Annotated in this window: 13 protein-coding genes; 5 read left to right on the top strand and 8 right to left on the bottom strand. The window is 67.9% G+C overall.

What is annotated here, in order from left to right:
• Positions 1 to 34 precede the first annotated feature (34 nt).
• Entirely contained in the window at positions 35 to 448 is a 414-nt protein-coding gene (locus CLV29_RS01680) for a VOC family protein (protein WP_133753349.1), read from the top strand.
• Positions 449 to 483: 35 nt separating this feature from the next.
• Here CLV29_RS01680 and CLV29_RS01685 read toward each other — a convergent pair whose 3' ends face one another.
• From CLV29_RS01685 to CLV29_RS01700, 4 genes are all read right to left on the bottom strand, one after another.
• Positions 484 to 1098: an MBL fold metallo-hydrolase gene (locus CLV29_RS01685; RefSeq protein ID WP_133753350.1), complete on the bottom strand. Its 615-nt coding sequence runs from the start codon at positions 1096 to 1098 to the stop codon at positions 484 to 486.
• Positions 1095 to 2180 carry an S-(hydroxymethyl)mycothiol dehydrogenase gene (locus tag CLV29_RS01690; protein ID WP_133753351.1) on the bottom strand — a complete coding sequence of 362 codons (1086 nt, stop codon included), beginning with the start codon at positions 2178 to 2180 and terminating at the stop codon, positions 1095 to 1097. Before CLV29_RS01690 ends, CLV29_RS01685 begins: the two co-directional genes overlap by 4 nt.
• 181 nt (positions 2181 to 2361) lie before the next feature.
• The gene (gene trpD / locus CLV29_RS01695; protein WP_133753352.1) at positions 2362 to 3411 is read right to left on the bottom strand and encodes an anthranilate phosphoribosyltransferase; all 1050 of its coding nucleotides are present in this window, start codon (positions 3409 to 3411) and stop codon (positions 2362 to 2364) included.
• A gap of 1 nt (position 3412) precedes the next feature.
• Positions 3413 to 3832 carry a response regulator transcription factor gene (locus tag CLV29_RS01700; protein WP_133753353.1) on the bottom strand — a complete coding sequence of 140 codons (420 nt, stop codon included), beginning with the start codon at positions 3830 to 3832 and terminating at the stop codon, positions 3413 to 3415.
• A 415-nt stretch (positions 3833 to 4247) separates the two neighbouring features.
• Here CLV29_RS01700 and ctaE point away from each other — a divergent pair, with 415 nt between their 5' ends.
• Genes ctaE through qcrB form a run of 4 tightly spaced genes read left to right on the top strand, consistent with a single transcriptional unit; the run spans position 4248 to position 8683 of the window.
• Complete coding sequence (ctaE, locus tag CLV29_RS01705; protein ID WP_481819212.1) at positions 4248 to 4967, top strand: aa3-type cytochrome oxidase subunit III; 720 nt, start codon at positions 4248 to 4250, stop codon at positions 4965 to 4967.
• Positions 4968 to 4989: 22 nt separating this feature from the next.
• Entirely contained in the window at positions 4990 to 5790 is an 801-nt protein-coding gene (qcrC, locus tag CLV29_RS01710) for a cytochrome bc1 complex diheme cytochrome c subunit (protein ID WP_133753354.1), read from the top strand.
• Complete coding sequence (gene qcrA, locus CLV29_RS01715) at positions 5787 to 6938, top strand: cytochrome bc1 complex Rieske iron-sulfur subunit (RefSeq protein WP_424991522.1); 1152 nt, start codon at positions 5787 to 5789, stop codon at positions 6936 to 6938. The genes qcrC and qcrA overlap by 4 nt, the downstream gene beginning before the upstream one ends.
• Complete coding sequence (gene qcrB / locus CLV29_RS01720; RefSeq protein ID WP_133753356.1) at positions 6938 to 8683, top strand: cytochrome bc1 complex cytochrome b subunit; 1746 nt, start codon at positions 6938 to 6940, stop codon at positions 8681 to 8683. The genes qcrA and qcrB overlap by 1 nt, the downstream gene beginning before the upstream one ends.
• Before the next feature lie 134 nt (positions 8684 to 8817).
• On the opposite strand, the gene CLV29_RS01725 is transcribed toward qcrB, so the two are convergent.
• The 4 genes from CLV29_RS01725 to CLV29_RS01740 form a co-directional block, all read right to left on the bottom strand.
• The gene (locus CLV29_RS01725) at positions 8818 to 9483 is read right to left on the bottom strand and encodes a prepilin peptidase (protein ID WP_133753357.1); all 666 of its coding nucleotides are present in this window, start codon (positions 9481 to 9483) and stop codon (positions 8818 to 8820) included.
• 22 nt (positions 9484 to 9505) lie between these two features.
• Positions 9506 to 10045, bottom strand: coding sequence for a hypothetical protein (locus CLV29_RS01730; RefSeq protein ID WP_133753358.1), 540 nt, complete (start codon positions 10043 to 10045; stop codon positions 9506 to 9508).
• A 225-nt stretch (positions 10046 to 10270) separates the two neighbouring features.
• Positions 10271 to 11278 carry a glycine betaine ABC transporter substrate-binding protein gene (locus CLV29_RS01735; RefSeq protein ID WP_133753359.1) on the bottom strand — a complete coding sequence of 336 codons (1008 nt, stop codon included), beginning with the start codon at positions 11276 to 11278 and terminating at the stop codon, positions 10271 to 10273.
• A 59-nt stretch (positions 11279 to 11337) separates the two neighbouring features.
• Complete coding sequence (locus CLV29_RS01740; protein ID WP_133753360.1) at positions 11338 to 12201, bottom strand: ABC transporter permease; 864 nt, start codon at positions 12199 to 12201, stop codon at positions 11338 to 11340.
• Position 12202 lies beyond the last annotated feature (1 nt).

A 12202-nucleotide genomic window follows, 5' to 3' on the forward strand; every position in this document is an offset into this window, starting at 1 on the left:
TCCCGCTCCGGACCCGACAGGGGAGGATGGGGCCATGGTGACTCGACTCAACCCGTACCTGAACTTCCGCGACGAAGCCCGCCAGGCGCTGGAGTTCTACCACGAGGGCCTCGGTGGGACCTTGGACATACTGTCCTTCGGTGCCAGCGGTATGGCCGACGACCCGGCCGTCGCGGAGCTGGTCATGCACGGGGCAGTGGTCTCAGAGATCGGCTTGACCCTCTACGCAGCCGACACCCCGCCGGGGATGGCCTCCTCGCGGATGGGCAACGCGATCTCGGTCGCGCTGACCAGCGATCAGGAGGATCTGCGTCCCTACTGGGACCGGTTGACCCAGGGTGCCGAGATCCAGATGCCGTTCGAGATCGCTCCCTGGGGCGATCGGTACGGTGCCTTCGTCGACCGCTTCGGCGTGCCGTGGATGTTCGACCAACCGGGTGATGCCTGAGCCGAGGCCGCGCCGATCACCCGGTCGGTCGGGGATCAGCCGATGCTGGCCTTCTCCGCCCCGATCGTGGTGTCCGGGCCGTGGCCGGTGTGCACCACGGTGTCGTCGGGCAGGGCGAACAACTTCGCCCTGATCGAGTCCACGATCAGATCGGCATCGGAGAACGAGCGGCCGGTTGCACCCGGGCCGCCGTTGAACAAGGTGTCACCGGAGAACAGTTCACCGCTGGACTCCAGCAGCAGGCAGACCGCGCCCGGAGCATGACCCGGTGTGTGGATCACCCGCAGGGCCGTGTCGCCGATCTCGATCCGGTCGCCGTCGGCCAGGTCGACATCCCAGGTGACACCGGGATGGGTCAGCTCCCACACCGGTGCATCGTCGGGATGCAGGTACAACGGGGCGCCGGTCCGTTGCCGCAGTTCGGGGGCGTGGCGGACGTGGTCGTCGTGGGCGTGGGTGCAGATGATCGCCTTCACCGTACGGTCCCCGACCAGTTCGAGGATCGCGTCGACGTCATGCGGGGCGTCCAGCACGATCACCTCGGAGTCGTTGCCGATCACCCAGACGTTGTTGTCCACCTGGTGGGTCTCCCCGTCCAGGCTGAACGTACCCGAGGTCTCGGTCCGGTCCACCCGGACATCGGAGCTCACAGGACCACCACCGAACGCAGCACCTTGCCGCTGTGCATCCTGTCGAAGGCGGCCTCGATCTCGTCGAGCCCGATCTCCTCGGTGACGAAGGCATCGAGATCGAGTCGTCCCTGCTGGTACAGATCGACCAGCATTGGGAAGTCCCGGCTCGGCAGGCAGTCGCCGTACCAACTCGACTTCAGGGCGCCACCGCGGCTGAAGAAGTCCAGCAGCGGCATCTCCGGCGCCTTCATCTCGGGGGTGGGTACGCCGACGAGCACCACGGTGCCGGCCAGGTCACGAGCGTAGAACGCCTGCTTCCAGGTCTCCGGACGGCCGACGGCGTCGATCACCACATCGGCGCCGTTGCCCTCGGTGAGCGCCTGGATGGCCTCCACCGCGTCCTCCTTCTTGGAGTTCACGGTGTGGGTGGCGCCGAGATTCTTGGCCCAGCCGAGTTTCTCGTCGTCGATGTCGACGGCGATGATCCTGGACGCCCCAGCGAGTGCGGAACCGGCCACCGCGGCCATGCCCACGCCACCGACGCCGATCACCGCGACGCTCTTGCCCCGGCCGACGTTGCCGGTGTTGATCGCCGCCCCGAGTCCGGCCGTGATGCCGCAGCCCAACAGCCCCACCGCAGCCGGCCGGGCGCTCGGATCGACCTTGGTGCACTGTCCGGCGGCCACCAGGGTCTTGTCGGCGAAGGCGCCGATCCCCAGCGCCGCCTCCAACTCGGTGCCGTCCTCCAGGGTCATCTTCTGCTGCGCGTTGTGGGTGTTGAAGCAGTACCACGGCTCACCGCGCTCACAGGCCCGGCACTCCCCGCAGACGGCTCGCCAGTTGAGGATCACGAAGTCGCCGGGGGCGACCGAGGTGACGCCCTCGCCGACCGATTCGACGACGCCGGCGGCCTCATGGCCGAGCAGGAACGGGAAGTCGTCGCTGATCCCGCCCTGACGGTAGTGGAGATCGGTGTGGCAGACGCCGCATGCCTGGATGTCGACGACGGCCTCACCCGGGCCCGGATCGGGAATGTTGATGGTTTCGATCGTGACCGGTTCGCCCTTGGCGCGGGTCACTACTCCCTTGACCTGTTGCATGGTCCATGTCTACCGAATCATTTTCGCGGCCGGAAGAACCCCGCTGTGACCCCACTCCGCCGGGTTGCCCGTCGCCCACCCGAAAGGGTCGGTCAACCGCAGCGGACGGCTGGTTTCGGCCGAGCTGGTCTGCCGTGTCTCGACGCGGGATCCGAGGTGGGGACGGCGGGTGACAGCTGGGTCAGGCCGGCGACGACTCCTGCGACAACCTCGCCCAGTCGACCAGGCGCCGGCTGGCGGCACTGGACTCCATCACCTCGACGGCTCGCGCCAGGTGCGGGCGGAACTGCTCGGCCAGCGGAGAACGCGGATCCGGCCCGGCGAAGGCCAGCAGCGCAGCGGCTGCATTGAGGGCGACGATGTCGCGCACGGGACCCGGCTCGCCGGCCAGGGTACGGCGGGCGATCTCGGCGTTCAGCGCCGGTTCGCCGCCGACCAGGTCGTCGGGACTCGCGCGGGGGAGTCCCAGGTCGAGCGGGTCGAGGGTGGTCTCGGTGACCTGCCCGTCGGCGATCACCCAGACGGTCGAACTGGTGGTGGTGGTGAGTTCGTCCAGACCGTCCCCGCCGTGGAACACCAATCCGCGGTGTCCGCGCTCGGCGATCACCCCGGCCACCAGGGGAGCGAAGCGTCGATCGGCGATGCCGACGGCCTGGGCGCTCGGACGGGCGGGATTGGTCAACGGGCCGAGCAGGTTGAACGAGGTGGCCACCCCCAGTTCCCGGCGCGCCTGGGCGGCATGGCGGAATGCCGGGTGGTAGCCGGCGGCGAAGAAGAAGGTGATGCCGACCTGTTCGAGCAACCCGGCATGGGCCTGCGGGCCGGGATCCAGGTTCACGCCCAGCGCTTCCAGCACATCGGCCGTACCGCAGGCCGAGGACGCGGCCCGGTTGCCGTGCTTGGCCACCCGGGCACCGGCCGCCGCGGCGACCACCGCGGCCATGGTGGAGATGTTCACCGTGTTCGCCCGGTCACCACCGGAGCCGACCACGTCGACGGCCTCCCCGACCGGTGGTACGGGAGTCGCTCGGGACAGCATCGTGTCGGCCAGTCCGCGCAGTTCGGCCACGGTCTCACCCTTGGCCCGCAGGGCCACGGCGAACCCGGCAACCTGCACCGGGGTGGCGGCGCCGTCGAGGATCTCCGACATCGCCCACTCGACGTCGCTGGGCGACAGATCCGTACCCCGGACCAGTTGGGTCAGCAGGTCCGGCCAGTTCTGCCCGGCCATCTCAGGCGGGGGTCCGGTCGAGGTGCGCCCGCAACTGCCGGGCGACCAATTCGGGAAAGCTCACCGGATCGATCGGGTGGGCGGCGACCTCGTCGGCACGCGACCAGGAGGCGAGCCAGGCGTCCTGCCGCCGGCCGACGACCACCAGCACCGGTGGACAGTCGGCCACTTCGTCCTTCACCTGGCGGCACAGCCCGAGACCGCCGGCCGGGCTGGCCTCGCCGTCGAAGATCGCCAGGTCGATGCCCCCGGCGTCCAGGGCGCTCAGCACAGCCGGCTGGGTGGCGGTGTCGATCACGGTGATCTCGGGCAGATCGGAGGCCACCCGGCGACCCATCGCCAACCGGAGCCGGTCACGGACGGAGCGGTCATCGGAGTAGACCAGGACGACCGCGGGGCCGACCGATGCCGACTCGCTCATGTCATCTCCTTCTGTGCCACCCGGAACTCGGTACGGGCGGCCGTCGTTGTGCTGAGTGTGCAGACCGCGATGTCACGATCTGCCCGCAGGGCCGGTCCCGGTCGCGTCAGGACGCGGATTCGGGTGCGGCGCTGAGACGAACTCTACCGCGACCGGCCGTCGCGGCGATCGGCCCGGTGGAGGCGTCCGAGGCCCGCTCCGATCGGTTCGACAGCCGGTGACCGACCTGCTGCCGGCGGCGCTCGGAGGAGTGCCGGCGGACCGATCCGAAGGCCCCGGCGCAGGACACTCCGACAAGCCGTAGGACACGGTTCGGTAACGGTGGCCGCGCCATTGCGGGCTGTGGTGGCGATGGGTACGCAGACATCGGCCACCCGAAGATGCCAGCGGTGCGATCTATGGCAATAATGTCCCCGTGGCGACTTCAGTTGAGGCGACAGCAGGGGGCGGGCTGCCCTCAGGTGCACTGCATCGGATCAACCCGGCCCGGTTGAACGGGGTGAAGGGGCGACCCGACATGGCCCCGATCGGCGTCATGGTCTGGCTCGCATCCGACCTGATGTTCTTCGCCGGGCTCTTCGCGGCCTACTTCACGATCCAGAACGTCACCGACGCGCAGGCTGCCGCAACCGGTGCCATGCCGCTGTTCGAGTGGGGTCACTCACTGCAGAACCTGCCGTTCTCGGTGGTGAACACGACGATCCTGGTGGCCAGCTCCTTCACCTGCCAGATGGCGGTCTTCGCCGCCCACCGGCGACAGGTCTCGCGGGTCGGCAGCCTGGTCAACATCGGCTCCTGGGGGATGCGCGAGTGGTGGGTGCTGACCATCGTCATGGGGTCGGTCTTCATCGGCGGCCAGGTCTATGAGTACGCGACCTTGTTCTCCGAGGGGTTGGCGATCTACACCAACGCCTACGGTTCGGTCTTCTACCTGGCCACCGGCTTCCACGGCATTCACGTGCTCGGCGGGATCATCGCCATGATGTTCGTCCTCGGCCGGACCTACATGGCGCAGACCTTCACCCATGAGCAGTACGTCTCCACCGAGTGCGTGTCCTACTACTGGCACTTCGTCGACGTCGTCTGGGTGGCGCTGTTCTCGGTCATCTACATCCTGCCCCTGTTCATCTACTGAGCGCCTGATCGAAGGGATTCTCGTGAAGTTCTTGTCCTCTCGCCGACGGCATCCGGCAGCGAAGCCGCTGCTGCTGTTGGTAGCGCTCTTCCTGGTCGGTGGGCTTTACGCCGTGGTGGCGCCGAGCACCCAGAGCTCGGCCGACACCGGCAACTCGCAGATGATCGAGGAAGGCAAGAACCTGTACGCGGTCGGCTGCTCGTCCTGTCACGGGATGAACGGTGAGGGCGGTACGCAGGGCCCGTCGCTGGTGGGTGTCGGTGGCGCCGCGGTCGACTTCCAGGTCGGCACTGGCCGGATGCCGATGGCGCAGCAGGGCATCCAGGCCCCGCGCAAGCAGGTCCAGTACACCCAGGAGCAGATCGACCAGCTGGCCGCCTACGTGGACAGCCTCGGTCCCGGCCCGGCGATCCCGGAGGAGGAGCAGTACACCACCGAGGGCTTGAGCGAGGAACAGATCGCTCGCGGCGGTGAGCTCTTCCGTACCAACTGCTCGGCCTGTCACAACTTCGAGGGCTCCGGCGGCGCCATGCCGAACGGCAAGGAAGCTCCGACGCTGAAGGATGTCGACCCCAAGCACATCTACGAGGCCATGCGTACCGGTCCGCAGGAGATGCCGGTCTTCTCCAAGGAAGTGATCAGCGATGAGGACGCACGCTCGGTCATCGCCTATCTGGAGGAGTTGCACCAACAGCCGGGTGGCGGCCTGACCCTTGGCGGTCTCGGCCCGGTCACCGAAGGATTCTGGGCCTGGGTCGTCGGCATCGGCGGTCTCTGCCTGTTCGCGGTGTGGATCACATCGAAGGGGGCGCGCGCCAAGTGAGCGAGCACAACGATCACGACGAGCCCGTCGTCGAGGGCCGGGTCGAGGAGGGCTCGACGGCCGTCGTCAGCAAGCCGATCCCGGATCCGGGTCTGGAGGCCGAGGCTCCTCGCTACAGCGATGTCAACGAGGCGGCGGCCAAGCGGTACACCCGCATGGTGGCCGGGCTGTTCCTGCTGGCCCCGCTGTTCGCCATCGCCTACGTGGTGGTCTACTTCGCCATCCCGGTGGACTACCAGATCGTCGTCTCCGACACCCAGAAGTACCCGGCGCAGAACGTCTTCCTCGGACTGACCCTGGGCCTGGCGCTGCTGGCCATCGGCGTCGGAGCGGTCCAGTGGGGTCGCGAGATCATGGGCGATCACGAGGAGGCCGAGGAACGGCATGCGGCCGCGTCGTCGGAGGACGAGCGCGCCGAGTTCATGGCCAAGGTCGACAAGGGCATCGAGCAGGCCAATGTCGGACGCCGGAAGGTGATCCTGGGCAGTATGGGCGTCGGTGTCGGTGCCCTCGGCCTGCCGCTGATCATCTCCCTCGGTGACCTCGGTCCCTGGCCGACCGGCAAGTGGCTCGACGAGCACTACATGAAGACCATCTGGGCTCCCGGAGTGCGGTTGGTCAACGATGTGACCTTCACCCCGATCCGTGCCGCCGACCTGACCATCGGTCAGTTGGTGAACGCCGAGCCGGAGACGCTGCAAGAGCTCGACGGTCACGACACGCTGGTCGAGAAGTCGAAGTCGGCGATCATCATCGTCCGGATGAACCCGAACCAGATCACCATTCCGGCGACCCGTCAGGACTGGCACGTCAACGGCATCCTCTGCTACTCCAAGATCTGCACCCATGTGGGTTGCCCGATCAGCCTGTGGGAGCAGCAGACCCACCATCTGCTGTGCCCCTGCCACCAGTCGACCTTCGACCTGGGCAACTCGGGTGTGGTCGTCTTCGGCCCGGCCTCCCGGGCACTGCCGCAGCTGCCGATCACCGTCGACGCCGAGGGTTACCTGGTCGCCCGATCCGGGTTCGTCGACGACCTCGGCAACCCGCTGGCCCCCGGCCCGAGCTACTTCGAGCGCGACTCGAGCACTGACCTGACCCGTCCCCGGTCGGTGGAAGAACTGAGCGAACAGGTGGGTGAGAACTGATGGCCGAGCCGACCACCACCACCGGCACTGCCACCGACGCGGCTCCGGCCGCGACTGCCGGCAAGCCGCACCCGCTGGCCCCGGCCGCCGGGATCGCGAACTGGGTCGATCAGCGTCTGGGAGCGGCGAAACTGGGCAAGAGCTTCGTCCGCAAGATCTTCCCCGACCACTGGTCGTTCCTGCTGGGCGAGATCGCCTTGTACAGCTTCATCATCCTGCTGCTGACCGGTGTCTTCCTCACCTTGTGGTTCAAACCGACCATGGGTGAGGTCATCTACGACGGTTCCTACCAGTTCTACCGCGGGCTGCACATGTCCGAGGCCTATGCCTCCACCCTGGACATCAGCTTCGACATCCGCGGTGGCCTGCTGATGCGGCAGATGCACCACTGGGCAGCGATGCTGTTCATCGGCGCGATGACCGCGCACATGCTGCGGATCTTCTTCACCGGCGCCTTCCGCAAGCCGCGTGAGGTGAACTGGCTGATCGGCCTGGCGCTGCTGATGCTGGGCATCGTCGAAGGCTTCGCCGGTTACTCGCTGCCCGACGACCTGCTCTCGGGTACCGGCCTGCGGATCGCCGACGGCCTGATGCGCTCGGTACCGATCGTCGGTACCTGGGTCGAGGTGCTGATCTTCGGCGGGGAGTATCCCGGTGACATCATCATCACCCGCTTCTACATGGCCCACATCCTGCTGGTGCCGGGAATCATCCTCGGTCTGATCGCGGCCCACCTGGCGCTGGTCGTGTACCACAAGCACACCCAGTTCCCCGGTCCGGGACGGACCGAGCGCAACGTCGTCGGCTACCCGGTCTTCCCGGTCTACGCCGCCAAGGCCGGTGGCTTCTTCTTCATCGTCTTCGGCGTCACCGCGCTGATGGGTGCGTTCCTGCAGATCAACCCGCTGTGGACCTACGGCCCGTACAACCCGGCCGAGGTGACCGCCGGTTCGCAGCCGGACTGGTACATGGGCTTCGCCGAGGGTGCCTTGCGGATCATGCCCGGCTGGGAGACGCACTTCGCCGGTTGGGGCTTCCTGCCCCCTGCCACCTGGTCGTGGAATGTGCTGATCCCCGGTGTCGGCGGGTTGGGCATCCTCTTCGTCGTGCTGGGTGTGTACCCGTTCGTCGAGCAGTGGGTGACCGGCGACAAGCGCGACCACAACGTCCTGCAGTACCCGTGGCAGGCGCCCAACCGGACCGCCTTCGGCGTCGCCGGGATGACCGCCTACGGCATCCTCTGGATGGCCGGCGGCAACGACATCCTGGCGATCATGTTCAACCTGAGCCTGAACTTCCTCACCGAGCTGTTCCGGGTGTTGATCTTCGTCGGCCCGGTCGTGGCCTTCATCGTCACCAAGCGGATCTGCCTGGGCATCCAGCGGCGCAATGTCGAGCGGGTGCTGCACGGCAGTGAGTCGGGCTTGATGGAGCGTTCGCCCTCGGGTGAGTACCACGAGGCCCATGTGCCGATCAGTGAGGACGAGGCGTACCTGCTCACCGGTTCCGACGAGGAGCACCCGGTGGCTGCCACCAACGGTGATGCACGCGAACTCAAGGGCAAGAAGGGGGTCGTCTCCAAGCGCCGCGCCCTGGTCAGCCGCTGGTACTACGCCGACAACGTGCCGAAGCCGACCGCGGAGGAGATCGAGGAAGCCCATCACCACGGTGATCACGGCGACCATGATGATCATGGCGTCGAGGGTGGGGACCACAACGAGCTGGAGTCCAGCGACCGCCACTGATGATCGCCGTCCGAGCCTTGGGACAAGGCCTGATCCGCCGAGCCGTCCGATCCATTGGGGTCGGGCGGCTCGGTCGTTCAGCCGAGCAGCGGGAACTCAGCCGAGCAGCGGGAACTCAGCCGAACAGCGGGAACTCAGCCGAACAGTGGGAACAAGGGGATCAGCGCCACCGAACCCGCCCACAGGACCGGCCCGTAGGCAAACTCTCCTCGTCGATGCAACAGGTGCCGGCCGAGGCCGAAGACGGCCCCGAGTCCGGTGCCGATCAGCAACCCGGTGAAGACCGCGGTGACCGAGATCGTCCCGCAGACCGCACCGAGTACCGGCGCCAGCCGGACGTCACCGAACCCGAGTGCTGCGGGGCGCAGCCACCAGAAAAGGCCGAAGAACGCCCCGACCGCCAGTGCAGCCAGCAGCATCCGGACAGCGGTCTGCCAGCCGTCGAGCACACCGACCAGGGGTACCGACGCGGCAGTGAGCGCCCACAGCACCCGGGTGAGGCTCAGCGGTAGCCAGGTGGTGCGGGCGTCGATCGCCACGAGCAACAGCCCCAGGCTCAACCAGGCCATCCACGCCGGCCACAGTGCCGGCGGCAGGAAGTGACCGAGCGCGTAACCGCCGAGTGCGCCGAGCACGGTGCAGACGATCACCATCGGCGGATCGGCAAGCTGCGCATAGGGTGCCTTCGCCGGTGCGTCCGGGCCGGTGACGGCGGGCTCGGCCAGCCGCGGCAGGATCAGCCGGACACCGAGTCCGCAGACCACGGCCAGACCGGCCGCCAGGATCGCCGCGCTCGACATGAGCTGATCGTATGCGGCGGGCTCAGGCGGCCCGCAGCTCCAGGTCGGTCTCCGGGCGCCAGGGATCGACCGGTTCGGCCCACCGCTCACCGCGCTGGGCACAGGCGGCGCGCAGCAGCAGTTCGGTACGGGCGTCGAACCAGCCGATGGCCGCCCCCTGCAGCAGGTCCTGGATCGTCGCCCGGTCCGACCGCGAGAGCAAGGCGATCTCGGCCACCGACATCCCCCGGCGGTGCAGGACGGCCGCCGCCTGGGCGGCGAGTTCGGGGTTGCCCGGGCGGCGATCGAGACTGCGCAGGTCGCGGGGGGAGACCCGAAGCAACTGCCGGGCGATCCGCGGTGGCAGCTTCGGCAGGGTTCGTCCGTGGCGTCCGAACAGCAAGGTGTGGGTCATCCGCAGCGGAATCCCGCAGGCGACGGCCACCGCCTGCCACGGCAGTCCGCCGTCGTCGATCAGCTCCCGCAGGTGGGCGCGGAACGGCGCGGCGAGCACCCACTCGTACTCATGTTGCTCGGCATACTGCTCCCCGGCGTGGTCGGTGGCGGTCGTCGTACGGGTCATGGTCACTCCTCGGTGTCGGTGCGAGAAGTGCACCCCGATGCAGGCGCCCGGTCGGCTCCCGGAGGCAGCCGGGCGACACCATCGCCACAGCGGACAACAAGTGGTGGCTGCCGGAGACACCGCAGGCCACCCGGACAACACCTGGGGGCCACGCGACCGGGCCCGGACGCAGAACGGCCCGGTGGAGCAGCAGGCTCCACCGGGCCGTTCGGCGATCAGCTCGGGTCAGCCGGCCAGCTGACCGGTCTGCCACTCCTCGACGAAGTCGGGGTTGTCGGCCAGCCACTCGGCAACCGCACCGTCGGGATCCTCGCCGTTGTACTGATCCTCGGCGAACATGACGCTCTCCAGGTCCGACAGCCGCTCGTCGTCCAGCACCAGGTTCTTCATCAGCTGGGCGGCCTTCGGGTGGGCCTCGCCGAAGCCGGAGGTGCCGAAGTTGTAGATCAGCTCGGCATCGCCCATCGCACCCTCGGGATCCTCCAGGTCACGGATCGGGAAGCTGCCGTAGGCCCAGTGCGGACGCCACAGGGTGACCGCGATGTTCTCACCGGAGTCGGTGGCGCTCTTCAGCTCCGCCAGCATCGCCGGGGTCGAGGACTCGATGAACTCATAACCCTCCAGGCCGTAGGTCGGGATGGCCTCCTCCTTGGTGATCCGGGTCAGGCCGGCACCGGGCTCGATGCCGACCAGCCGGTTGCCGTACTCATCGCCCATCTCGGCCAGATCGGCGATCGACTGGGCGGGGGAGTCATCGTTGACCGCGATGGTCAGTTTGGCGTTGTCGTACCAGCAGCCCATGGCCTCCAGGTTGTCGCCGTACTGCTCCAGGTAGTCCTCGTGGGTGAGCGGCAGCCACGAATCGACCAGCAGGTCGATGTCGCCGGCGTCCAGCGCCACGTAACCGGGCCCGGCGTCGAAGGCCTCGATGTTGACGGTGTAGCCGTCCTCCTCGAGCACTGCCTTCGCCAGGTGGGCCACGGCCACCGACTCGTCCCAGCCGTTGAAGGTGCCGATGGTGATTTCGCTGTCGGCATCGGGCGCCGTGCTGGTGATGTCGGCGGACTCCGCACCCGGGGTGCAGTTCGCCCACGGCGACTCGGCGGCCTCCTCGGTGGCCCCGCCGCCGACCGGTTCACCACCGGTGTTGGAGGCGCCACACCCTGCCACCGTCAACAACAGGGCGGAGGCTCCCAGCGCCCCGGCCAGTTTGGAGATCTCGATCTTCGTCACTTCGCTCTCACTTTCACTTCGGTGTCCACTGTCCTTGCGGGGGGAGTTCTCGGGGGATCTCACCGGCTTGCGCGTTGGGCGCGGGCGGTCGGGGTGCGGTTGCCCAGGCCCCCGGTGATCCGGTCCAGGAAGACGGCGATGATCACCACGGCCAGCCCGGCTTCCACGCCGAGTCCGACGTTGACCCGGGAGATCGCACCGGTGACCTGACCACCCAGCCCGCCGGCGCCGGCCATACCGGCCAGCACCACCATGGACAGGGCGAGCATGATCACCTGGTTGATGCCGGCCATGATCGTCGGCATCGCCAGCGGCAACTGGATCCGGGTGAGGATCCGCCCGGGAGTGGCGCCGAAGGCCTGTCCGGCCTCGACCACCTCGCCGTCGACCTGGCGGATCGCGAGTTCGGTCAGCCGGACACCGGGGGGCAGGGCGAAGATGATGGTGGCGATCGCGCCCGGGGTGGTACCGACGCCGAACATGACGATCGCCGGGACCAGATAGGCCAGGGCCGGCATCGACTGCATGAAGTCGAGGACCGGGCGGACGATCGCCGAGACCGGTCGTACCTTGGCTGCCAGGATGCCCAGCGGGACCGCGATCGCGATCGCCACCACGCAGGCGACGAGCACCAGGGCCAGGGTGGACATCGCGTTGTTCCACTGGTCCAGCGCGCGGATCAGGTAGAAACCGAGCACGGTGAACAGCGCCACCCGCCAGCCGGCCGCGAGCCAGGCCAGCGCGGCGAAGATCACGATCATGATCAGGTAGAGCGGGCTGGACAGGAGCAGGTAGAGCAGATCGTAGAAACCGCTGAAGAAGGCGTCGATCCCGTCCAGCAGTGGTGCGGCGATCCGGTTGAACCAGTCGATGAAGTCGCTGACCCAATCGCCCAGGGGGATCCGGGGATTCATGAAGTCCATG

The organism is Naumannella halotolerans (assembly GCF_004364645.1).
In the GTDB taxonomy this organism is placed as follows: domain Bacteria; phylum Actinomycetota; class Actinomycetes; order Propionibacteriales; family Propionibacteriaceae; genus Naumannella; species Naumannella halotolerans.

What these genes read in the sequence shown, in the direction of transcription:
- CLV29_RS01680 (WP_133753349.1), top strand. Translation starts at nt 35, where the DNA reads ATGGTGACTCGACTCAACCCGTACCTGAACTTCCGCGACGAAGCCCGC.
- CLV29_RS01690 (WP_133753351.1), bottom strand. Translation starts at nt 2,180, where the DNA reads ATGCAACAGGTCAAGGGAGTAGTGACCCGCGCCAAGGGCGAACCGGTC.
- trpD (WP_133753352.1), bottom strand. Translation starts at nt 3,411, where the DNA reads ATGGCCGGGCAGAACTGGCCGGACCTGCTGACCCAACTGGTCCGGGGT.
- CLV29_RS01700 (WP_133753353.1), bottom strand. Translation starts at nt 3,832, where the DNA reads ATGAGCGAGTCGGCATCGGTCGGCCCCGCGGTCGTCCTGGTCTACTCC.
- qcrB (WP_133753356.1), top strand. Translation starts at nt 6,938, where the DNA reads ATGGCCGAGCCGACCACCACCACCGGCACTGCCACCGACGCGGCTCCG.
- CLV29_RS01725 (WP_133753357.1), bottom strand. Translation starts at nt 9,483, where the DNA reads ATGTCGAGCGCGGCGATCCTGGCGGCCGGTCTGGCCGTGGTCTGCGGA.
- CLV29_RS01730 (WP_133753358.1), bottom strand. Translation starts at nt 10,045, where the DNA reads ATGACCCGTACGACGACCGCCACCGACCACGCCGGGGAGCAGTATGCC.
- CLV29_RS01740 (WP_133753360.1), bottom strand. Translation starts at nt 12,201, where the DNA reads ATGGACTTCATGAATCCCCGGATCCCCCTGGGCGATTGGGTCAGCGAC.